The following is a 22926-nucleotide window of genomic DNA, read 5'->3' on the forward strand; positions in this document are numbered from 1 at the left end:
CCGCAAGCGGATACTGTTCCCCTTCTTATCAAAACCGTTCATTTTCCCCCGTAAGCAAAAAACCCTGCGGCCGTTGATGCCATGATGGGGGATGCCGCAGGGAACATGTTATGATAGTAATCAGCTGATTATCGCGCCGCGGGCGCTATGCCAGCGCTATGCCAGCACGATATCGCCGGTCTTGCCGGCGCCCGAACATCATGATTAAAGGACTCGCCCCACGCTATGATTCGTGTAACGACCCTGTCCAATGCCCGCCTTGCCCAGGCTTTTATCGACTATATGAAAACCCAGGGCGTGACGATTGAAATGCAGCAGCAAGGCAGGATAGCCGAGCTATGGCTTGCAGATGACGCGGAGCTGGCCCGGGTAGAGGCCGCGCTGGAAATCTTTCTGCTGGACCCGACGCACCCACGTTACCAGGCGGCCAGCTGGCGCACGGGCAGCGCCGAGCGCGGGCAGTTTCATTATCAGCGCACCGCCTGGCTGCCGGCGCTGCGCAGCCAGGCGGGGCCGCTGACCCTCGGCGTGTTGTTATGCTGCGTCCTGGTGTTTATTTTAATGAACGTCCTGGGCGATGATGTCGTTATGTACTGGCTGGCGTTTCCCGCCGGTCCGTCGCGCTACCTGCAGGTATGGCGCTGGGTAAGCCATATTTTGTTGCATTTTTCGTTACTGCATTTATTGTTCAATATAGTGTGGTGGTGGTATCTCGCCAGCGCGGTGGAAAAATATCGCGGCGTGACGACCCTGGCGATATTGACCCTGGTCTCGGCGGTGGTCAGCGGCCTGGTGCAATCCCATTTCAGCGGCGCCCTGTTCGGCGGTCTTTCCGGCGTGGTGTATGCCTTGATGGGGTATGTCTGGTGGTATGGCGAGAAAAACCCCAACGGCCCGCTGATGATGCCTCGCGGTGTCATTGTGTTTGCCCTGCTGTGGCTTATCGCCGGTTATTTCGATATTTTCGGCATTGCCGTGGCTAATGCCGCCCATGTGGCGGGGCTGGTTATCGGATTATTAATGGCTTTCTGGGATACGCGCCATGCGATTGGTCGCCGGCGATAGGGTCCAGGCAGCAGAGGATTTAACGTGAAGCAAACGCAGCGGCATGATGCCATTATTGAATTGGTACGGCGGCAGGGTTATGTCAGTACCGAAGAGTTGGTGGAGCATTTCTCGGTCAGCCCGCAAACCATCCGGCGCGATCTGAACGATTTGGCCGAGCACAATAAGATTCATCGTCATCATGGCGGCGCGGCGTTGCCGTCCAGTTCGGTGAATACGGCCTACCAGGATCGCAAGATCATGTGGTCGGCGGAAAAAGCGCGCATCGCCCAGCGGGTAGCCAGTCAGATACCGGACGGCGCCACGCTGTTTATCGATATCGGCACCACCCCCGAGGCGGTGGCCCATGCCTTGCTGAACCATAAGAACCTGCGGGTGGTCACCAATAACCTCAATGTCGCCACGCTGCTGACCGCCAAAGAGGATTTCCGCCTGATCCTGGCCGGCGGCGAGGTGCGCACCCGCGACGGCGGCATTATGGGCGAGGCCACGCTGGATTTTATTTCCCAGTTCCGCCTGGATTTCGGCATCCTCGGCATCAGCGGCATCGATATGGACGGATCGCTGCTGGAGTTCGATTATCACGAAATGCGCACCAAGCGGGCGATTATCGACAACTCCCGCTGCGTTATGCTGGTCACCGACCATTCCAAATTCGGCCGCAACGCCATGGTCAACCTGGGCAAAATGTCCCTGGTGGATTTTCTGTTTACCGACGAGCTGCCGCCGCCGAGCGTAATGAGCATTATCGAACAGTCCGAGGTTAAGCTGGAGCTGTGCTGAGGGCAGGATGCCCCGTTCCGCCAGGCCGCGCCATCGTGGGCGCGGGCCGCTTGCCGGCCCCGGCGCGCCGGTCGTTTTAACCGGCCGCGCGCCCCGGTAGATTATTTTTTCGCTAATTAATTAAAATTTTTTGCCAGCGCCCCTCTTTTTAACGCCCTTGACTATTCTTTGATCATAAACGAACAAACCCCGTTGTTTTACGATAACTTATAACATGGGTCCGTCGCTCCCGCGACGGCCGCCCGGTAGAGATATCCCGTGAATATGACAGTCCGCGCAGGCTGTCGGCCCGTTTCCGGCGTTGACCCACTTTTATCAACAGGATAGAGACGCTTTTATGCCAAAAATGAAGCTTGATAAAGTCGCCTTTCAATCGGCCCTGGACCGCCAGTGGCAACGTTTAGGCCTGCAGGAAGCGCAGGAAATGACCTCCTATCAATGGTGGCACGCGGTCAGCGCGGCGGTGAATGAATTAATCTCCCGGCAGCCGGCGCGTCAGCAGGACCAAAAAAATCCAAGGCACGTCAACTATCTCTCCATGGAATTCCTGATTGGCCGCTTGACCGGCAACAACCTGATTAACCTGGGCTGGTACGATACGGTGAAAAAGGTGCTGGGGGGCTACGGCATCGAGCTTGCCGACCTGCTGGAGCAGGAGATCGACCCGGCCCTGGGCAACGGCGGACTGGGGCGTCTGGCGGCCTGTTACCTGGATTCCATGGCGACGGTGGGGCAAGATGCCACCGGCTACGGCCTGGATTATCAGTACGGCCTGTTCCGCCAGCATTTTGCCGCGGGCAGGCAATGCGAAACGCCGGATGACTGGCAGCGGGAACAGTATCCCTGGTTCAGGCACAACCCGGCGCTGACGGTGCGGGTGGGGCTGGGCGGCAAACTGGTGAAAAATGAGCAAGGCGGCGTGAACTGGGAACCGGCGTTTACCCTCAACGGCGAAGCCTGGGACCTGCCGGTGGTCGGCTATGAAAACGGCATCATCCTGCCGCTGCGCCTGTGGCAAGCCACCCATCCCCATCCCTTTGACCTGGGGCTGTTTAACGACGGCAAGTTCCTGAAAGCGGAGCAGGCCGGCATCGACGCCGCCAAGCTGACCAAGGTGCTGTATCCTAACGATAATCACCTGGAAGGCAAACAGCTGCGCCTGATGCAGCAATATTTCCAGTGCGCCTGTGCGGTAGCCGATATCCTGCGCCGCCACCATCTGGCGGGCCGGACGATCCAGAGCTTGCCTGATTACGAAGTCATCCAGCTCAACGATACCCATCCCACCATCGCCATCCCTGAAATGCTGCGCGTGCTGCTTGATGAACATCAGCTTTCCTGGCAGGACGCCTGGGCGATTACCTCGCGCACTTTCGCGTATACCAACCATACCCTGATGCCGGAGGCGCTGGAGCGCTGGGACGAAAAGCTGGTACGCGCCCTGCTGCCGCGCCATTTCGACATTATCAGGCAGATAGACCGCGAATTTAAGAAAGTGGTGCGGCAGCGCTGGCCGGATGATAAAGAGATATGGCCGAAGGTGGCGGTGAACTATGACAAACAGGTGCGCATGGCCAATCTGTGCGTGGTGTGCGGTTTTGCGGTTAACGGCGTAGCCGCCCTGCATTCCGATCTGGTGAAAACCGACCTGTTCCCGGAATACTTCACGCTCTGGCCGGAAAAATTCCATAATGTCACCAACGGCATTACGCCGCGCCGCTGGCTGAAGGCGTGCAATCCCGCGCTGGCGAAGCTTATCGACGCCACCATCGGCAAGGGCTGGGTGACCCGGCTGGAAAAACTCAGGGAGCTGGAACCCTATGCGGACCAGACCGAGTTCCGCCAGCGGTTCCAGCAAATCAAGCGCGACAATAAGCACTACCTGGCGGCGAAAATCAGGCAATTGACCGATGTCACCGTCAACCCGGAAGCGCTGTTCGACGTGCAAATCAAACGGCTGCATGAATATAAACGCCAGCATCTTAACCTGCTGCATATCCTGTCGCTTTATCGCCAGCTGCGCGATAACCCGGCGCTTGATATCGTGCCGCGCGTGTTTTTGTTCGGCGCCAAGGCCGCGCCGGGCTATGCCCTGGCCAAGAATATTATTTATGCCATCAATCAGGTGGCGGAGAAGATCAACAACGATCGTAAGATAAACGATCGGCTTAAAGTGATCTTCCTGCCCGATTACCGGGTATCGGTGGCGGAGTGGATGATCCCGGCGGCGGACCTGTCGGAACAGATTTCCACCGCCGGCAAGGAGGCGTCCGGCACCGGTAACATGAAGCTGGCGCTTAACGGCGCGCTGACCATCGGCACCCTGGACGGCGCCAATGTGGAAATTGCCGAACAGGTCGGCGAGGAGAATATATTCATCTTCGGCCTGACCGACCCGGAGGTCAAAGCGCTGCTGGCCGGGGGGTATAAACCGGCTCAGTACCTGAAAAAGGATAAAGCGCTGAAAGGCCTGCTGACCGAGCTGGGCAGCGGTGTTTTCAGCCATAAGCATAAACATGCGTTCGAACCGCTGCTGCACAGCCTGCAGGAGGGCGGCGATCCCTACTTGGTGCTGGCGGATTTCGCCGCGTATTGCGAGGCGCAGCGGCGGGTGGATGCCCTGTTCCGCCGTCCGGACGACTGGACGCGCAGCGCGGTGCTGAATACCGCCCGGGTAGGGTTCTTCAGTTCGGATCGTTCGATACGCGATTATCAGCAACGCATCTGGCAAGCAAAACGTTAAGGAGTTTTGATGGATCCCAAGGTATTGGAGCGGTCCGCCGGACGGGCGGGAATTATTCCGGAATATGTGGATGCCTGGGGACAGCGCAAAATCATCAGCGAGGAGACCAAGCGGCAGCTGCTGGCCGCCATGGCGGGGTTAAGCGACGATGCCGATCGAACGGCGGCGCTGCCGCCGGTGTGGGTGGTCAGGACCGGCCAAGAACGACCGCTGCCGGTGATGCTTGCGCAGCCGGCCGGCTGGGAGCTTATCGAGGAATCGGGCCGCCGCCATCAGGGCGGGACGGTGGATGGCCACGTGGCGTTGCCTGCCGCGCTGCCGCCCGGCTATCACCGGCTCACCCTGCGCGCCGGCGACAGCCAATGGTCCTGCCAGATTATCGTGGCGCCGCCGCGCTGTTATGAACCGCCGGCGCTGCTGGCGGGGCATAAGCTCTGGGGCGCCTGCGTGCAGCTGTATACCCTGCGTTCGCGCCATAACTGGGGCATCGGCGATTTCGGCGATTTGGCCTTGATGATCGAGGGCACCGCGCGCCACGGCGGCGCCTTTGTCGGCCTGAATCCTATCCATGCGCTGTATCCCGCCGCGCCCGGCTGGGCCAGCCCCTATAGTCCGTCCTCCCGGCGCTGGCTCAATATCCTGTATATCGATGTCGGCGCGCTGGAGGACTTCCAGCAAAGCCCGGCGGCGCAAGAGTGGCTGGCATCGCCGCGGACCCAGCAGCGCCTTGCCGCCCTGCGCGCCGATGAGCTGGTGGATTATCCGCAGGTGACGGAATGCAAGCTGGCGGCGCTGACCCACGCTTATGCGCAGTTCAACACCCGCGCGCCCGATGACCCCGAGCGGCGGGCATTTAGCGGTTTTATCCACGACGGCGGCGACAGCCTGCGCCAGCAGGCCACCTTCGATGCGCTCCACCGTTACCTGACCCGCGAGGGCCATCCCTCGGCGGGCTGGCAGCAGTGGCCGCCGGAGTATCAGCAGGCTGACGGCGCCGCGGTGCGGGAATTCTGTCAACGGCACGAAAACGAAATCCTGTTTTTCAGCTGGCTGCAATGGCAGGCCGCGCGCCAGTTCGACGCCTGCTTTCGCCTGAGCCGGCGTCTGGAAATGCCCATCGGCCTGTATCGCGATCTGGCGGTCGGCGTGAGTGAAGGGGGCATGGAGACCTGGAGCGATCGCACGTTGTATTGCCTGGCGGCCTCGGTGGGCGCGCCGCCGGACAAGCTGGGACCGCAGGGCCAGAACTGGTGCCTGCCACCGCAGGACCCGAACGTGCTCATCGCCCGGGCCTATGAGCCGTTTATCGCGATGCTGCGTGCCAATATGCGCCATTGCGGCGCGTTGCGTATCGATCATGTCATGTCGCTCCTGCGGCTGTGGTGGATACCGCGCGGGCAGACGGCGCAGCACGGCGCTTACGTGCAATATCCGGTGGATGATTTGCTGGCGGTGCTGGCGCTGGAAAGCCACCGGCAGCAGTGCATGGTTATCGGCGAGGACCTGGGTACCGTGCCGCGCGAAATCACCGGTAAACTGCAGGCCGCCGGCGTGTACTCCTACAAGGTATTGCTGTTCGAGCGTACCGACGCCACCCATTTCCGCCCGCCCGATGAATATATGGCGCAGGCCATGGCCACCCTGACCACACACGATCTCGCCACCCTGCGCGGCTTTTGGCAGCAGGAGGATCTGCGGCTGGGACGGGAACTGAAAATCTACCCCTCGCAGGAGGTGTATCAGCTCTTGCTGGACGATAGGCAGAAAGCGCGTCAGGCGCTGCTGGCGGCCCTGCACGCCTGGAAATGCGTACCGGCAAAGATGAGCGCCAATGCGGACCGGGTGATGATGTCGCCGTTGCTGAACCGCGGGCTGCACCGCTACGTGGCGCGCAGCAATTCGGCGCTGTTGGGGCTACAGCCCGAGGATTGGCTGGATATGGCGCTGCCGGTCAATGTGCCGGGCACCACCGATCAATATCCGAACTGGCGGCGTAAGCTGACGCGGGAGGTGGACGAAATGTTTGACGACCCCACCTTGATGCGCCTGCTCAGGGAAGTAGATCGCCTGCGCAAGGCAGCGATAGGCAATACGCCGACGGGTGAGCGGTAAACGCAGGTAATACAGTGGCGCTCAGGCGCCGTGCGGCGGGTAAAAAGGGGCTTGGGCAGGGATGCGCCGGCCCGTCGCAGCGGACCGGTAATTCACGGTAAGGCCGACGGCCGCGCCGCCGTTAATAGAACGAGTGCTCGCCGCGCTGGTGCTCGGTCAGATCGCGCACGCCTTTTAGCTCGGGGAATTTTTCCAGCAGCTCTTTTTCAATGCCTTCCTTCAGGGTGTAATCGACCATGGAACAGCCGTTGCAACCGCCGCCGAACTGCAGGATAGCCAGGTTATCGTCGGTGATTTCCATCAGCGAAACCTGGCCGCCGTGGCCTGCCAGCTGCGGGTTGATTTGCGATTGCAACACATATTCCACCCGTTCAATCAGCGGCGCGTCGTCGGAGACTTTACGCATCTTGGCGTTTGGCGCTTTCAGGGTGAGCTGCGAACCGAGCTTGTCGGTAACAAAATCGATTTCCGCATCCACAAGATAAGGCGCGCTGAGCTCATCGACATACGCATTGATTTTCTCGAACTTCAACTCGGTATCGGTGGCTTCAACCGCGTCGGGAGGACAATATGACACGCCGCATTCCGCATTCGGCGTGCCTGGATTAATGACAAATACACGAATCTGGGTGCCAGCTTCCTGATTGGCCAGTAATTTAGCAAAATGTTCCTGGGCAGCATCGGTAATCCGGATCATATCATTCACTCAATAGTTGACTAATCTAGTCGGTTATAATACTCCCATTAACCTGAGCACTACAAGGTCCGGCAAACTGACCAGACCTGCACCGCCCTGGCCTGTCGGGCCAGCAGGAGATGGGTAATTTCGTCCATGGTGCTGCCGGTGGTGACCACGTCATCCACCAGCGCCACGGTCTTGCCGGCCACATCGGCATGGCAGGCAAAGGCGCCGCGCAGGTTGCGCCTGCGGGCGCCGGCATGCAGCGTTTGCTGCGGCGCCACGGCGCGGGTGCGCTCCAGTCCCTGGCTGAGGTATTCCACGCCCAGCCAGCGCGCCAGCGGCCGGGCGAGAAGATCTGTTTGATTATAGCCCCTGCGCCAGTGGCGGTAAGTATGCAAAGGCACGTTTAGTACAAGATCCGGCTTATCGCGCCCGTACAAATGGCGTTCTTCCTGCCAGCGCAACACCAGCAGGCGGGCGAGCACGCGCGCAAGGCCGGTGCCGCCCTGGTATTTGAGTTTTTTTACCAGCCGGCTCAGCGGCGGCCGGTAATCAGCGACATACAGCAATGATTGCCACGGCGGCGATTTCAGCACACAGCGTCCGCAGCAAAGCCTGCGGCTTCCGGCCGGCAGCCCGCAGCGCGGGCAGCAGGTCTCGCGCCGGTTAAGCAGGTGGCCGGCGCAGCACCGGCAAATTCCCTGGTGGCTAAACCATAATGGCTGTTGGCATAGCCAACAAAGGGCGTTGATTGTTAGCATGGGAGGTCCTCCATAACCTGGGTACCGGGAACTATAACTGATGACATCTCTCTATTGGCATACCCTCGGCAGCGGTTCTGTTGATCTTGTGTTGCTGCATGGCTGGGGCCTGAACGCCGGCGTCTGGTCTTGCATCGAAGCGCGGCTGTCGCCGCATTTTCGCCTGCATCTGGTGGATCTGCCGGGCTACGGCCGCAGCCAGGGTTATGGGCCGTTGTCCTTGCAGCAGATGGCGCAGGAAGTGGCCGCCGGAGCGCCGGAGGGCGCGTGGTGGCTGGGCTGGTCGCTGGGCGGCCTGGTGGCGGCGCAGGCGGCGCTGGCGCGCCCGGATCGGGTCGCCGGCCTGATTACCGTCGCCTCGTCGCCCAGGTTCAGCGCCGGCGACCAATGGCCGGGCATCAAACCCGAGGTGCTGGCGGGTTTTGCGCAGCAGCTGAGCCAGGATTTTCACCGCACGGTGGAGCGTTTCCTGGCCCTGCAAACCCTCGGCACCGACACCGCCCGCCAGGATGCCCGCCGGTTAAAGCAGGTGGTGCTTGAGCACCCGCTGCCGCCGGTGGCGGTATTAACCGGCGGGCTGGAGATCCTGCGCACCGCGGATTTGCGCGCGCAGCTTGACGCGCTCGATCTGCCGCTGCTGCGTCTGTACGGTTATCTGGACGGACTGGTACCGCGCAAGGTGGCCGCGCTGCTGGACGCGCGCTGGCCTCATAGCCGCGGCGTGGTGATCCCCAAAGCCGCCCACGCGCCCTTTATTTCCCATCCCGATTTGTTTTGCCAATACATTATCGACTTTGCCGGCGGGAAAACACTTCCTGACGCCAGGTGAAAAGGATTAAACAAAAACTCTTCTATAGTTAGTGGCACGTTCCACCGTAAAAGAGATGAAGGAATACCGATGAAGACGATAACCTTTATGGCAATGACACTGGCCGGCACGCTATTTACCCTAAGCGCCCTGGCGGCGGAAGAAATTACCCCGCAGGAGGCCAAGGAAAAAGGCTACGAGAAAATTGCCACCGTGCATACCACCGCCAAGACGACCTCGCCGATGGATGCCAAGGCCATACTCTCCAAACGGGCGGATGAAAAAGGCGGTAAATATTATGTCATTATCGCCGGCCGCCAGCATGGCAGGTTCAGCGCTACCGCCGATGTCTATAAATAAAGACTGACGCCCCGGGCCGGACGCGGCCAATAAATTCCATCCTGATCCGGTAGCGGTCTTCACGCTGATACCGGTTTTTTTTTGTCTTTTTCCGCCGCGAGGCGGCACAACGCATTCGTTACCCTTACGCTAACGATTGACCGCCGGGGTTAATTGATGAGCCCATCTTGACCGCCTTACACTCCCTCTACCGTTTATGACCACTGTCCCATGTTGCGACAGTTTATGAACCGAGGAGGTCAATAATGCCGCTTCATCAAGCGTCCCCCAGAGTCTGGGATACCCGCCGCACTGAAAAGAAACGCCGGCTGGAGCAGGTTCGCGCTATAGCCGACGGCAAGGTGTTGCCCACCGACGCCATTACCGCCGTGCTCGAAGCGCTGATCCTGCCCGGCGATCGGGTGGTGCTGGAAGGCAATAACCAGAAGCAGGCTGATTTTTTATCGCGCATGCTGGCGAAAGTCAGCCCGCAAAAAATCCACGATTTGCATATGATCATGCCCAGCGTCAGCCTGCCGGAGCATTTGGATCTGTTTGAGCAGGGCATTGCCCGCAAATTGGATTTTGCCTTTTCCGGCTCGCAAAGCCTGCGCATTTCTCAATTGCTGGAAGACGGGCAGTTGGAAATCGGCGCTATTCACACCTATATCGAGCTTTATGCCCGCCTGTTTGTCGATTTAGTGCCTAATGTCGCGCTGATTGCCGGTTTCAAGGCCGACCGCAAAGGCAACCTTTATACCGGCGCCAGCACCGAGGATACCCCGGCGCTGGTGGAAGCGACGGCGTTTAAGGACGGCATCGTTATCGCCCAGGTGAATGAACTGGTGGATGACGAAAATGATTTGCCGCGCGTCGATATTCCCGGCTCCTGGGTTGATTTTGTGGTGGTGGCGGACCGGCCGTTCTTTATCGAACCGTTGTTTACCCGCGATCCGCGTTTAATCAAGCCGGTGCATGTGCTGATGGCGATGATGGCGATCAAAGGCATCTACGCCAAACACCAGGTGCAGTCCCTTAACCACGGCATCGGGTTTAATACCGCGGCCATTGAGCTGTTGCTGCCGACTTACGGCGAACAGCTGGGCCTGAAAGGCAAAATCTGCCGGCACTGGACCCTGAATCCCCATCCGACGCTGATCCCGGCCATTGAAAGCGGCTGGGTGGAAACGGTGCACTGCTTTGGCGGCGAATTAGGCATGGAAGAATATATCCGCGCCCGTCCGGACGTCTTTTTTACCGGCGCCGACGGTTCGATGCGCTCCAACCGCGCCTTCTGCCAGCTGGCCGGTCAATATGCCGTGGATATGTTTATCGGCTCCACCCTGCAGATCGACGGACTTGCCAATTCTTCCACCGTCACCCGCGGTCGGCTGTCCGGTTTCGGCGGCGCGCCGAATATGGGCCATGATCCTCACGGCCGGCGCCATGCCACCCCGGCCTGGCTGGATATGATCGAAGAGCCGGACCCGATGCTGCCCGGCCGCAAGCTGGTGGTGCAAATGGTGGAAACCTATCAGGCCGGCGCTAAACCGTCCTTTGTGGAAAAACTCGAGGCGGTGGAGGTCGGCAAAGGCGCAGGCATGCCGCTGGCGCCGGTAATGATTTACGGCCAGGACGTCACCCATGTGCTGACCGAGGAAGGCATCGCCTATCTCTACCGCGCGCGTTCGATGGAGGAACGCCGGGCCATGGTGGCGGCGGTGGCCGGCATCACCGATATCGGCCTGGGCGTCGATGCCAAACGGGTGGACGATCTGCGCCGCCGCGAGCTGGTGGTTTATCCGGAAGATATGGGCATCCGTCGTTCCGACGCCAGCCGTTCCTTATTGGCCGCCGGCAGCATTGCCGATCTGGTCGAGTGGTCCGGCGGCTTATATCAGCCCCCGGCTAAATTCCGGAGCTGGTAATGAACGCCTTGCCCTTAGGCCAGCCGTACGATGCCGAGGCGCGGGCCGCCGCCCTCGCGGCGCTTGCCGTAACGGCGTTGATCGAGGAAGCGCGCCTTAGCCCGAAACCGGGCCTGGTGGACAGCCGCGGTCCCGGGGCGCATCAGGATTTGAGCCTGGCGCTGATGGAGCGCTCGGCGCATAGCCTGCGGCCGACGTTTTACCGCCTGGCGCTGCACAGCTGGCAACGCCCGCCCGATATGGCGCTGCGCCAGGAAATCGGCCGGCTGGGGCGGATGGGCGAGCGGCATATGATGAGCGCCACCGGCGGCGTCAATACCCATCGCGGCGCGATCTGGGCGTTGGGATTACTGGTCAGCGCCAGCGCCATGCTGGGGGGCCGGGGAACGGCGGCGGACATCGCCGCCCACGCGGCGCGGCTGGCCGTACTGCCCGACGCCGCGCAGCCGAAAAGCTTCAGCAAGGGGCAGCGGGCCACGCAGCGCTATCAGGTTCCCGGCGCGCGCGAAGAGGCCATCGGCGGATTTCCCCATATCACCGACCGGGCGTTGCCGCAGCTGCGGCGCAGCCGGCTGGCGGGCGCCGGTGAGCCGCAGGCCCGGCTGGACGCGTTAATGGCCATTATGACCACCCTGACCGATACCTGCGTGCTGAGCCGGGGCGGCATGGCGGCGCTTGCCGCCATGCACCGGGGCGCGGCGGCGGTATTGGCGGCGGGCGGCACCGGCAGTCCGGCCGGACGCGCGGCGCTGGCCGCGCTCGAGCGGCGCATGCTGGCGGATAACGCCTCGCCGGGCGGCGCGGCCGACCTGCTGGCGGCCACGTTTTTCCTCGATTGGGTTAGCGCCTGATCATCTACATCATCAAGAGGATGTTATGGAACGAATCGAACTGCATTTTCCCGCCGGCGACGCCTTGCCCGCCAAGGCCTTGGCCGGCGTGGTGGGCTCCGGCGATCTGGAGGCGATATACCAACCGGCCCCGGGCCGGTCGCTGCGCGTGATTATTACCTCGTCGGTGGAGGGCGGCGGACAGCGCTGGCAACATCTGTTCGAACGGGTCGGCAACGCGCGCGCCTTGCCGGGCGGACGCCTGGATATCAATGATTTTGGCGCCACGCCGGGCGTGGCCCGTCTTAGGATCGAACAGGTTTTCGAGGAGGCCAGCCATGTCTGAACGCACCAGTTTTATTGAATTGGGCGCCCGGCAGCGCGCCCGCGCCATGCTTGACGAAGGCAGTTTCCGCGAACTGCTGGGCCCTTATGAGCACATCACCTCGCCGTGGCTTGAACCGCAGGGCATTGTCCCGCAGGCGGACGATGGCATGGTGGTGGCCCGTGGAACCATCGAGGGCAAGCCCGCCGTGGCGGTCGCCATCGAGGGCGCTTTCCAGGGCGGCAGCATGGGCGAGGTGTCCGGCGCTAAAATGGCCGCGGCCCTGGAGCTGGCGGCGGAAGACAACCGCAACGGCATTCCCACCCAGGCGGTGCTGATGCTGGAAACCGGCGGGGTGCGCCTGCAGGAGGCCAACCTGGGCCTGGCCGCCATCGCCGATATCCATGCCGCGATTGTCGATTTGCGGCGCTATACGCCGGTTATCGGTATCGTGGCGGGCACCGTGGGCTGCTTCGGCGGCATGTCCATTGCCGCCGCGCTGTGCAGCCGGCTGATCGTCACCCGCGAAGCGCGCCTGGGGCTCAACGGCCCGCAGGTGATTGAGCAGGAGGCGGGCATCGAGGAATACGATTCCCGCGATCGGCCGTTTATCTGGAGCCTCACCGGCGGCGAAACGCGTTACCAGTCCGGGTTTGTCGACGCGCTGGTGGCGGATTCCGTGGCGGACGTGAAGCAGGCCGCGCTGGCCTTCCTGCGCCAGGGCGTGCCCGCCCGGCTGCGTACCGACGACTACCGCGCCTACCTGGATCGCCTCAATCAATTCGATACCCGTAAACAAGTGGATAAGCAGCAGGTACTGGCGCTGTTTACCCGGGAGGATCGCCTATGAACAGCACCTATCTGAGTCGGGGAGATTATTGGTTCTCCCTGCTGGCCGACGGCGCGCGCCAACGCCAGGGCCAATGCGCCTCGGTAAAAGTCGCCGACGGCACCCTTAACGATCGGCCGGTGCGCTACGTCGCCGTGGTGCCGGATGCCGGCAATCATTATCCGCGCGCGGCGCGCGGCGAGGTGGGTCTACTGGAGGGCTGGACGCTGGGGGAAGTGGTGGCGGAGGCCATAGCACAGGATCGGGATAACGCGGTTAAACGCGCCATCGTGGCGGTGGTGGATGTGCCGAGCCAGGCCTACGGCCGCCGCGAGGAAGCCTTTGGCATCCACCAGGCGCTGGCGGGGGCCGCCGCGGCTTATGCCCAGGCGCGTCTGGCCGGTCACCCGGTGATTGCGCTGATTGTCGGTAAAGCCATGTCCGGCGCGTTCCTGGCCCACGGGTATCAGGCCAATGCGCTGATCGCCTTTAACGACCCGGCGGTGATGGTCCATGCCATGGGCAAAGAATCCGCCGCGCGCATTACCCTGCGCTCGGTGGACGCGCTGGAAAAACTGGCCAAGACCATCCCGCCGATGGCCTACGACATCAACAATTACGCCACGCTCGGCCTGCTGGCGCAGCTGATGGATATCCGCGATCCCGATCGGGCCGGCGATGACGATCTGGCCCGGGTGCGCGCCGCGCTTTCACAGGCCATTGACCAGGCGCTGAAGCAGGGCACCGGCCTGGCCAACCGGCTGGGCGCGGAAAACCGGCGCAGCTCTGTGCTTGTCAGGGAACGCATGCGCCAGGAATGGTAGCCACGAACCAGCACCGGTAACACATCTGCCGTCCCCCCGGCGGCCGGCGTAAGCGGGGATAGCGTTAGCGCTATCCTGGTCCGCCGCGCGCCGCCGCCGGCGGGGAACGTATCATAAAAAACACATCGCGCCGGTGCTGGCCATTTATTTTTTTGCTTAATTTCAGGCGGTTATATGACCTATATTATTATTCATGCCCTGGCGCCAATCTTTGTGATTATGCTGCTGGGCTATTATGCCGGCAAGGCGAAAATGGTGGTGAACTCCAACGTTTCATTGCTTAACGTTTTTGTTATGGACTTCGCGCTGCCCGCCGCCCTGTTCAGCGCCACGGTACAAACGTCCTGGCACGGCATTATCTCGCAGTCGCCGTTGATCCTGCTGCTGGTGCTGTCCATGTGGATTGCGTATGCCGCGCTGTATTTTATCTGCACCCTGGGCTTTAAGAAATCCCCCCAGGACGCCGCGGTGTTAACCCTGACGGTGGCCTTGCCGAACTATGCCGCCCTGGGCCTGCCGATTTTAGGTAGCGTGCTGGGTGAAACCCCGGGAACCTCTTTATCGGTGGCGGTCTCCATCGCCTGCGGTTCGGTACTGATGACGCCGTTCTGCCTGCTGATCCTGGAACGTGAAAAGGCGCGCGCCGGCGGTGAAAACCAAAAATCCACGCTGATGCTGCTGCCGGTGCTGATGTGGCGCTCGGTGACCAAACCCATCGTCTGGGGACCGCTGCTGGGGGTGTTGCTCTCGGCCATTGGGATCAAAATGCCGGATATCGTGCTGGCGTCGATCAAGCCCCTGGGCCTGGCCGCCACCGCTTCGGCGCTGTTTTTGACCGGGGTGATCCTCTCCGCGCGCCAGTTGAAGATTAACGCGCCGGTGCTGCTCTCGTGCGTAACGAAAAACCTGGTGCAGCCGTTTATTACCTGGGGACTGCTGTACCTGTTCGGCATCACCGGCACGGTGGCGATTACCGCGGTGCTGATGGTGGCGCTGTCGGCGGGCTTTTTTGGCATCGTGTTCGGCAACCGTTTCGGTGTGCAGTCGCCGGATGCCGAGGCGACCTTATTGATAAGCTCCGTGCTCTGTATCCTGACCCTGCCGCTGTTTATCTCACTGACCGCCGGCCTGTAGCCGGCAGGAGCAAGACCATGCCAATGCCCCGGCCGCACGATCTGTTATGGATTGATAATCCGCAGCGGCTTATCTGGCGCCAGGCCGCGCCCGCCTGGGCGGCGGCGCCGGGGCTGGCGGCGCTGCCGCTGGTCGTGCGGCGCGACAGCGATCCCAGCGGGGAACGGGTGCCGGTCGGCCTGCGCGGGGCGTTGCGCTCGCAGCGCGCCGCGGCCTGGGTGCCGGCGGACGCCGTTACCCGTGTCGTGACCCCCGAGATGCTGATCGCGCGGTTATTATCCGCCGCCCCCCCCGATACCCAGGCCTTGCCGGTAATGCGCGCGCTGCGCCTGCTGGCGGCGAAGCACTGGCCGTGGCCGTGGGGCGTCACCGGCAGCTGCGGTTATATGCTGGCCACCGGTTTACCGGTCAGCCGGCCGGACAGCGATCTGGATTTACTGATTCGTTGCCCGCATCCGGTGGCGCCCGGGGACTTCGCCGCATTGCTGAACCTATTGCCGTCGTTGCCCTGCCGGACCGATATTCAGCTGGAGACGCCGCAGGGCGGCTGCGCGCTGACGGAATGGTTGCGCGGCGGCAGGGTGATGGTCAAGACCGCGCGCGGTCCCATCCTGACGGACAATCCCTGGGATAGCGGCCATGCGCACCCTACTGGAACATAATGCCCTATGAAAATGTTACTGACCTTTCCCGGCCAGGGGCCGCAGGTCCCCGGCATGTTGCACCAGCTACCCGACGATGGCGACACCCGCCGCCTGCTGGACCGCGCGTCGGCCATCCTGGGCGAGCCGGTGCTTGATCTCGATAGCGGCGACGCGCTGCGCGCCACGCGCGCCGTACAGATATGCCTGTTTATCGCGGGGGTGGTCTATGCCCGGCAAATCCTGCGCGCCGGCGTACAGGTGGATTATACCAGCGGATTATCCATCGGCGCCTTTCCGGCGGCGGTCATCGCCGGGGCGCTGGAGTTCGAGGCGGGGCTGCGGCTGGTGGCCCTGCGCGGCGAGCTGATGGAGCAGGCCTATCCTGACGGCTACGGCCTGTCGGCCATCAGCGGCCTGCTCCAGCCGCAGCTTGAGCGTATTATCGCCCGGGTGCATCGGCCGGATAATCCGGTATACCTGGCCAATCTTAACGCCGAGGATCAGTTTGTCATCGCGGGCAGCGAGGCGGCGATGGCGCAAACCTGCGCGCTATGCCGTGAACAGGGCGCGGGGCGCACCCAGCGCCTGGCGGTCAGCGTGCCGTCGCACTGCGAATTACTCAGCGAACCGGCGCGTCGACTGGCCGCCGCCATGGCCGGGGTCGCGCTCAGGCGTCCGGACATCGGGTACCTGAGCGGCAGCACCGGCCGCGTTTTATGGCAGCCGGACCGCATCGCCGAGGATCTGGCGCTGAATATGGCGCGGCCGGTGCACTGGCGCGACGCCATGATCAGCGCCTATGAGCGCGACGTGCGCCTGGCGGTGGAAATGCCGCCGGGCGCGGTACTCACCGGCCTGACCAAGCGCGTGATGGCGCAGGGCGAGGCCATTGCCTTCAGCCAGAATCCGCTGTCGCTGATTACGGCGCTGGCCGGGCGGTTGACGCGGCGTTAAGCGGCCCGCCGCCGATGTCGCCGTGATCGCGCGCGTACATGCGGCCTTCCGCCACCAACGCCAGCATATCGGGGTCATGCTCGCGGCTGCGGGCAAATACCAGGGCGATGGTCTGGCGCATTTGATACGGGGCGGACAGCGTCATCAGGCGCACCGAATGTTCATAAATACGCTTCATGCGGCCCGGCAGCAGGGTATAACCCACTCCCGCCTGCACCAGGTTGATCATCGAGAAAATATCATTGACCCGGGTAACAATATGCGGCTCGAATCCGGCGATATGGAACGCTTCCTGGAAACCATGATACGTGGCGAATCCTTCGGTGAGCGAAACAAATTTTTCGTGTTTGAAATCGCGCAGATCCGCCGGTCCCGTGGCATACAGCCGGGACGAGGCCGGCGCGGCGAGGTAAATGTCATCAATAAACAGCGGCAGGGTCTCGAAGCGGGCGGGGTCGATCTGCGTATCGCTGATGGAAATCAGGATAGCGTCCAGCTGCTGATCCTCAAGCTTCACCAGCAGATCCTGATTGGATCCCATCAGCAGTTCCAGCTCCAGCTCCGGGCGCCGCAGTTTTAAGCCCATAATCAGCCGCGGGATGGTATCGAGGGTCAGGGAGTACATGGTGCCCAGTTTCAGCCGGCCCTGGCCGATACCGCCGCATTTGCGGGTTTCCTCAATGCCCTTGCGCATCAGGTCCGAGACCTCGCGGGCATACTCGGCCAGGGTCTCGGCGGCCGGCAGCGGTGAAAGATTACGTCCCTGGTGGATAAACAGCGGGCAGCGTACGCCTTCTTCCAGGGTATGCAGGGCGCGATGGACGCTGACGGTGCTGAGCCCCAGCAGATCGGCGGTGCGGCTGATGTTGCGCTTATCCATAAATGCCAGGAAAATCTCAAGCTTACGGAAAGTGATATCGTTATCGATCATAACAGGGGTCCCATCCCGACGGGAAAAGTGTTCGGCACGGGCGGCCCCGAAACCGGTCGCGTGGAGTCAGGCGAGGGTTTCCAGCCAGAAGAATTGATACGGCGCCAGGCTCAGCGGGGTATCGCCCGTCAATAACCGATAATTTACCACGTCCCGGTAGCGTCCCGGCGGTAAAGTGCAGGTCATGGTTTTGGCGCTGAGGTTAAAAACGCACAAAATGGCCTGCCGGGCGGCGCGGCGGTAAAAAGCAAACAGCGCGTTATCCCATTCCAGCACCTCCATGGCGGCATCCGGATGAAAGGCCGGCTGTCCGCGGCGCCGTTGGATCACATCGCTGAGATGATGAAATACCCGCGAGCGCAGCGAGGTTTCGTCCGCGAGCGCCGCTTCGATAGCCTTCAGCGGATATTTTTCCCGGTTCACCGCGCGGTTGTAGCCGGCGGCCTTTACCCCCTCGTAATCATTGCGCGAGCCGAGGATGCTTTGGATATACACCGCCGGTACGCCGGGAAACGCCAGCAGAATGGCGTGCGCCAGCAAAAAACGCGCCAGGCGCGTATCGTCGGTGTCCTGGCGCCGGTTAAGGGCATCAAGAAAGGTGACGTTGATTTCATAAGGACTGGTGGTGCCGTCGGTATTTTGTTTATAGGACACCAGCGCCCCCTCGGATTCCAGATCGCGCACCAGGCTGTTGATTTCCACTTCAGGCAGGATGCCGCGCAGCGGGTTCATGCCGATGCCGTCGTGGGAGGCGAGGAAATTGAAAAAGGTGATGTGGGGATTGCTGGTGTCAAGGGTTGCCGCCCACTGGCGCAGGGCGCGGCTGCTGCCGTTATGGATGGCGTGCAGCACCAGGGGCGGCAGCGGGAACTGATAGACCATTTGCGCCTCGTCCCGCCCATTGCCGAAATAGCTGATGTTATCTTTATGCGGCACGTTGGTTTCGGTAATGATCACCGTGCCGGGCGCCACTTCGTCAACGATGGCGCGCATCAGCTTGACCAGCAGATGGGTCTTGGGCAGGTGGATGCAGCGCGTGCCGATTTCCTTCCACAGATAGCCCACCGCGTCGAGGCGGATGTAATCCGCCCCCTGCGTCAGGTAATGCAGCAAGACCCCGATAATGCTTATCAGCACGTGGGGATCGGCAAAGTTAAGATCAACCTGATCGGCGCTGAAGGTGGTCCACAGATAGCGGGTTTCCCCCTCCTTCATGGTAAAGGGCGTCAACAGCGGCGAGGTGCGCGGGCGGGTCACGGTGCTTAAATCAGTGGCGGGCGGCACGTTGATAAAAAAGTTTTCAAACCCCGTCTGCTGTTCCCGGTAGCCCGCCACCCATTTGCTGTGCGCGGAAATATGATTGCAGACGAAATCGAACATCAGCCGGGTGGATTGATTCAGCCGGCTGATATGCTGCCAACTGCCGACGATGGGATTGACCTGATGGTAGTCGATGACCGAAAAACCGTCGTCCGACGAATAGGGATAAAACGGCAACAGGTGCACCAGGTTAAACGTGTCCTGGAGCCGCTGTTCAAAAAAGGTGGTCAGGGTCGCCAGGGTGGGTTGTTCCGCTTCCATAAACTGATCGGCATAGGTAATCAGCACGACGTCCTGCTCATCCCAGTGTAATTTGCGTGGCTGCTGTTGCGTCGATTTGGCAAAGCTGATTTTACTCTTGATGGTGTCCAGCTGCGCCTGGGTCAGGGATGAGGCGTAAATCTCTTCAAGTAAATGGGTAATGGCTTCCATCATGGCACCTTGTAAAAGTGACGACGTCCTGAAACAGCATGACCGTGGCGTTGACGCCATGTTGTCAATGTAGCCATTCGCAAGAAAAGCGCAAACCCTGTTATTTCTTCTTATGACGCCCCCGCCGGCGATATTGGCCGCGACGGGTCGATAAATAACCCGATTAACAGCGGGTTAGGGTCTTGGCGGTCCGTGCGCCGCCGGAGAGGGGGAAACACATTTGCGGAGCAGTCCGATACGCTGCGGCGCGGAGCGGGGGGGGGGAGGGGCGGCGCCGGGAAGGTTAATCCCGCCGTGGCGTCAGCCGGTAAACCGGCGTTCGGCAACCGCCGCCCTGGGGACAGTGCCGGCACCCGGCAGGCAGGTCGGCTCCCGCCGCGACGCGCAGGCGTTCAGCCTTGCCCATCATCACCAGTTGTTCAAGCATGGCCTGCGTCATGGCGGCGGACAGATTGAGCTGCGCGCTTAACTGGCGAGCGTCGGCCTGGCCCCGGAGCGCCAGGGCATCGCGTAATCGCAACAGATCGGCCATCGGCGGCGCGCCTTAATGACAACCGCCGCCGGTTGGCGTGGCGCAGCGCGCGCATCCTCCGTCCGGCGGCAGGGAAACGTCAAATCGGCGGCGCATCAGGTAAAGCGTTGCGATAAACACCATGTTGAACAGCAGGACCACGCCAATACAAAGGGCGCTATAGGCCGGGTGCGCGGTGAATGTCGCCGCCTGGTAAAACAGGGTGGCCAGGGAATAAGCGACGTTAACGCCCCAGACGATGGACAGCGTCATCCAGCCCCGGCTGCTTTCACGGGCGATGGCGCCCATCACCGACACGCAGGGAACATACAGCAGCACAAAAATCAGGTAACTGTAGGCGGCAACGGCGTTGCCGAATTTTCCGGCCATCACGCCCATGGAGCGCCCGTTCATCTCGCCGTCGCCTTTGCTGGCCTCAATCGGATTGGCCAGCACGCTGAGGCTGAAGGTGTCTTTCAGGTTGCGCCACGTTTCGGCCAGCGCATCGGTCAATTCCGCCGCCAGATCAAAACGCTGCGGGTCGAAGGGCGAGGCGGCGATATGTTCGGCGGTGTATAGGGTATTCAACGTGCCGACCACCACTTCCTTGGCCATGGCGCCGGTCACCAGGCCCACCGTCGCCTGCCAGTTATCCGCGTGAACGCCCATCGGCGCCAGCAGCGGCGTCAGCACTTTGCTGACCGACGCCAGCGCCGAGTCGTTAATATCATCCACCGCCGCGCCGCGCAGCGAAAAACTGTTGAGCGCGCCGATAAACATACTGGCGACGATAATCACTTTGCCCGCGCGCAGTACAAATCCCTGGAGCTTTTGCCAGGTTTGCAACAGCAGGCTTTTGAGATGCGGCACGTGGTACACCGGCAGCTCCATGATAAACGGCATGGCCTCGCCACGCATGATGGTGTGCTTGAGCATCAGTCCGGTCAGCACCGCGACGACAATGCCGAGCAGATAGAGCGAAAAGACCACCGTCGCCCCCTCCTGGCCGAAAAACGCCGCGGCAAACACCGCGAAAATCGCCAGCCGGGCACCGCAGGACATAAAGGGCGCCATCATGATGGTCATCAGGCGTTCGCGGTGTGCATCCAGCGTGCGCGCCCCCATCACCGCGGGGACGTTGCAGCCGAAGCCGACAATCAGCGGCACGAAGGATTTGCCCGGCAGCCCGAGCGCTTGCATCATCCGGTCCATGACAAACGCCGCGCGCGCCATGTAGCCGGAATCCTCGAGGAAAGAGAGAAACAGATACATCATGCCGATTTGCGGAATCAGCGGCAGCACCGTATTAATGCCGCCGCCAACGCCCTGGGCCAGGAACACCGTCAGCCAGCGCGGAAACGCCAGCGTATGCCCGAGCCATTGGGCGCCGTCGACAAACAGGGCGGCGGATCCGATGTCAAACAGCGGTTGCAGCGCGCCGCCGACATTGATGGCCAGCAGGAACATCAGGTACATGACAAAAAAGAAGATGGGCACCCCGAGCCAGCGGTTAAGCACCACGGCGTCAAGCCTGGCGGTCATGGCGTTTGCCGCCGTCAGATGGCCGTTGCTGGCCGCCGTGCAGATCGCGGCGATGCCGCGATAACGGGCATCGGCGATCAGCAGCGACGGATCGTCCGCCAGGGTGGCCGTCATCCGGTCTAGCTGACCGGCCGCGGCGCTGAAGCGGGCGCGGGCGTAAACATCCCCCTCCAGCAGTTGCAGCGCCAGCCAGCGGCGCTGGACCCTGGGCAGTTCGGCCGGCAGCATGGGCAGTAAATGCCGCACCGCCCGCAGGATATCCGCCGGATAGGGCGCCTGGAACGGTTCCCTCGGCCGCGCTCCCAGGGTTATCGCCTGTTTTAACGCGCCGATGCCCCTGGCGCGGGTGGAGACCAGCGGCACCACCGGGCAACCGAGCCGCCGTGACAGCATGGGGATATCAATGACCACCTGCTGATTTTCGGCGATATCCAGCATGTTCAACGCCAGGATGCAAGGAATGCCCAGCTCGAGGATCTGCAGGGTCAGGTACAGGTTGCGCTCAAGATTGGAGGCGTCGACCACATTCACCAGCACGTCGGCTTCCCCGCTGAATATAAAACGACAGGCTATTTGCTCGTCAAGCGAGGATTGCGGCGACAGGGTGGTTAATGAATAAGTGCCCGGTAAATCAATTACCGCCACCTGATGGCCAGCGCTGACAAAAAAGCCCTCTTTACGTTCAACCGTGACGCCGGCCCAATTGCCGACCCGCTGGTGCGCGCCGGTTAATTGATTAAATAACGTAGTTTTGCCGGCGTTCGGATTACCGATTAAACCAATGCTGAGCTTTTTCATAGCCTGTAAATATCCATAAACAGAAATGATCCCTATATCGGGCGAACCGCATTCGGCGTCAGGACCAGGGGACGGCTGGCCGGGTCAGGCCTGGACGGCCAGTTTCAGCTGGGAGAGATCCTTCCTGCGCACCGCCAGCTGCATCCGGCGTGTCTCTATCTGGATCGGATCGCCCAGCGGCGCCACGCGGATGACCTGGAAAGAGGCGCCGGGCAGCATGCCCAGCGACAATAGCTTTTGCCGGTATGCTGGGCTTATCTCTGCGGCATAGCCGATAATTTCATAATGGTGGTGGGGTAACAGCTGCATATAACCTTCTTAAACAATTCACGTACTGCTCTTTGAATAAAGCCTGCGCCCAATAAAAAACGCTTTTTTTGATTTTATTTCCCTGTTTTAACATCAATGGCTCGCATTGGCAAATGAAACTTATTCGTAAATAGATTCGCGCAGGCAGGAATACATTAATTGAAATAATAATTATTATTTCAAAATAATATTAATGCATTATTAATATAATATATTTGTTGAGTGTTTTTTGGCGGTCACGTTATTATAAGCGGGATTAACGTTATGAATGTTGATGTGATGAAATAAGAATGTTAAACCGGAGCTTCATTAATAGCGGCGC

21 protein-coding genes are annotated in these 22926 nt (G+C 61.1%); 14 read left to right on the plus strand and 7 right to left on the minus strand.

The genetic code is table 11. From position 1 onward, the window contains the following. Nucleotides 1–225 precede the first annotated feature (225 nt). The 4 genes from glpG to malQ all read left to right on the plus strand — a co-directional run bounded on the left by glpG (nucleotide 226) and on the right by malQ (nucleotide 6703). A complete protein-coding gene (gene glpG, locus ACL2XF_RS22705; protein WP_410013205.1) occupies nucleotides 226–1065 on the plus strand; it encodes a rhomboid family intramembrane serine protease GlpG in 840 nt (279 codons plus the stop codon). Nucleotides 1066–1089: 24 nt separating this feature from the next. Continuing rightward, the gene (locus ACL2XF_RS22710; protein WP_410013206.1) at nucleotides 1090–1848 is read left to right on the plus strand and encodes a DeoR/GlpR family transcriptional regulator; all 759 of its coding nucleotides are present in this window, start codon (nucleotides 1090–1092) and stop codon (nucleotides 1846–1848) included. A gap of 337 nt (nucleotides 1849–2185) precedes the next feature. Then, nucleotides 2186–4591 (plus strand): maltodextrin phosphorylase, encoded by a 2406-nt coding sequence (gene malP / locus ACL2XF_RS22715; protein ID WP_413721584.1) that lies wholly within the window; start codon nucleotides 2186–2188, stop codon nucleotides 4589–4591. 9 nt (nucleotides 4592–4600) lie between these two features. Beyond that, nucleotides 4601–6703 (plus strand): 4-alpha-glucanotransferase, encoded by a 2103-nt coding sequence (malQ, locus tag ACL2XF_RS22720; RefSeq protein ID WP_413721583.1) that lies wholly within the window; start codon nucleotides 4601–4603, stop codon nucleotides 6701–6703. 121 nt (nucleotides 6704–6824) lie between these two features. Here the strand turns inward: malQ and nfuA are convergent, their stop codons facing one another. Together nfuA and gntX are read right to left on the minus strand one after the other, a co-directional pair. Beyond that, the gene (gene nfuA / locus ACL2XF_RS22725) at nucleotides 6825–7400 is read right to left on the minus strand and encodes a Fe-S biogenesis protein NfuA (RefSeq protein WP_410013209.1); all 576 of its coding nucleotides are present in this window, start codon (nucleotides 7398–7400) and stop codon (nucleotides 6825–6827) included. 59 nt (nucleotides 7401–7459) lie between these two features. Then, nucleotides 7460–8146, minus strand: coding sequence for a DNA utilization protein GntX (gene gntX, locus ACL2XF_RS22730; RefSeq protein ID WP_413727583.1), 687 nt, complete (start codon nucleotides 8144–8146; stop codon nucleotides 7460–7462). 40 nt (nucleotides 8147–8186) lie between these two features. On the opposite strand from gntX, the gene bioH reads away from it, so the two are divergent. From bioH to mdcH, 10 genes are all read left to right on the plus strand, one after another. Next, on the plus strand, nucleotides 8187–8975 hold the full coding sequence (gene bioH / locus ACL2XF_RS22735) for a pimeloyl-ACP methyl ester esterase BioH (protein WP_413727584.1): 789 nt from the start codon (nucleotides 8187–8189) through the stop codon (nucleotides 8973–8975). Nucleotides 8976–9044: 69 nt separating this feature from the next. Further along, nucleotides 9045–9314 (plus strand): DUF1471 domain-containing protein, encoded by a 270-nt coding sequence (locus tag ACL2XF_RS22740; protein WP_410013212.1) that lies wholly within the window; start codon nucleotides 9045–9047, stop codon nucleotides 9312–9314. 245 nt (nucleotides 9315–9559) lie between these two features. Next, nucleotides 9560–11221, plus strand: coding sequence for a malonate decarboxylase subunit alpha (mdcA, locus tag ACL2XF_RS22745; protein ID WP_410013213.1), 1662 nt, complete (start codon nucleotides 9560–9562; stop codon nucleotides 11219–11221). Then, a complete protein-coding gene (locus ACL2XF_RS22750) occupies nucleotides 11221–12072 on the plus strand; it encodes a triphosphoribosyl-dephospho-CoA synthase (RefSeq protein ID WP_410013214.1) in 852 nt (283 codons plus the stop codon). Before mdcA ends, ACL2XF_RS22750 begins: the two co-directional genes overlap by 1 nt. Nucleotides 12073–12097: 25 nt before the next feature. Continuing rightward, entirely contained in the window at nucleotides 12098–12397 is a 300-nt protein-coding gene (gene mdcC / locus ACL2XF_RS22755; protein ID WP_410013215.1) for a malonate decarboxylase acyl carrier protein, read from the plus strand. Then, on the plus strand, nucleotides 12390–13226 hold the full coding sequence (locus tag ACL2XF_RS22760; RefSeq protein WP_410013216.1) for a biotin-independent malonate decarboxylase subunit beta: 837 nt from the start codon (nucleotides 12390–12392) through the stop codon (nucleotides 13224–13226). Before mdcC ends, ACL2XF_RS22760 begins: the two co-directional genes overlap by 8 nt. Next, nucleotides 13223–14029 carry a biotin-independent malonate decarboxylase subunit gamma gene (gene mdcE / locus ACL2XF_RS22765; protein ID WP_413727585.1) on the plus strand — a complete coding sequence of 269 codons (807 nt, stop codon included), beginning with the start codon at nucleotides 13223–13225 and terminating at the stop codon, nucleotides 14027–14029. Before ACL2XF_RS22760 ends, mdcE begins: the two co-directional genes overlap by 4 nt. A 174-nt stretch (nucleotides 14030–14203) precedes the next feature. Continuing rightward, entirely contained in the window at nucleotides 14204–15163 is a 960-nt protein-coding gene (locus ACL2XF_RS22770) for an AEC family transporter (protein ID WP_410013218.1), read from the plus strand. Between the two features lie 17 nt (nucleotides 15164–15180). Next, a complete protein-coding gene (locus ACL2XF_RS22775; protein WP_413727586.1) occupies nucleotides 15181–15825 on the plus strand; it encodes a malonate decarboxylase holo-ACP synthase in 645 nt (214 codons plus the stop codon). Nucleotides 15826–15831: 6 nt separating this feature from the next. Next, entirely contained in the window at nucleotides 15832–16761 is a 930-nt protein-coding gene (gene mdcH / locus ACL2XF_RS22780) for a malonate decarboxylase subunit epsilon (protein ID WP_410013220.1), read from the plus strand. Here the strand turns inward: mdcH and ACL2XF_RS22785 are convergent. The 5 genes from ACL2XF_RS22785 to feoA form a co-directional block, all read right to left on the minus strand. Continuing rightward, nucleotides 16727–17692 (minus strand): LysR family transcriptional regulator, encoded by a 966-nt coding sequence (locus ACL2XF_RS22785; RefSeq protein WP_413727587.1) that lies wholly within the window; start codon nucleotides 17690–17692, stop codon nucleotides 16727–16729. The genes mdcH and ACL2XF_RS22785 overlap by 35 nt on opposite strands. 66 nt (nucleotides 17693–17758) lie before the next feature. Then, nucleotides 17759–19444 (minus strand): alpha-amylase family glycosyl hydrolase, encoded by a 1686-nt coding sequence (locus tag ACL2XF_RS22790; protein WP_413728849.1) that lies wholly within the window; start codon nucleotides 19442–19444, stop codon nucleotides 17759–17761. Between the two features lie 283 nt (nucleotides 19445–19727). Next, the gene (locus ACL2XF_RS22795; protein WP_410013222.1) at nucleotides 19728–19976 is read right to left on the minus strand and encodes a FeoC-like transcriptional regulator; all 249 of its coding nucleotides are present in this window, start codon (nucleotides 19974–19976) and stop codon (nucleotides 19728–19730) included. A 12-nt stretch (nucleotides 19977–19988) separates the two neighbouring features. Continuing rightward, nucleotides 19989–22295, minus strand: coding sequence for a Fe(2+) transporter permease subunit FeoB (gene feoB / locus ACL2XF_RS22800; RefSeq protein ID WP_413727588.1), 2307 nt, complete (start codon nucleotides 22293–22295; stop codon nucleotides 19989–19991). An 84-nt stretch (nucleotides 22296–22379) separates the two neighbouring features. Continuing rightward, complete coding sequence (gene feoA / locus ACL2XF_RS22805; RefSeq protein WP_410013224.1) at nucleotides 22380–22604, minus strand: ferrous iron transporter A; 225 nt, start codon at nucleotides 22602–22604, stop codon at nucleotides 22380–22382. Nucleotides 22605–22926 lie beyond the last annotated feature (322 nt).

It is taken from the genome of Sodalis sp. RH19 (assembly GCF_047324215.1).
GTDB lineage: Bacteria > Pseudomonadota > Gammaproteobacteria > Enterobacterales > Enterobacteriaceae > Acerihabitans.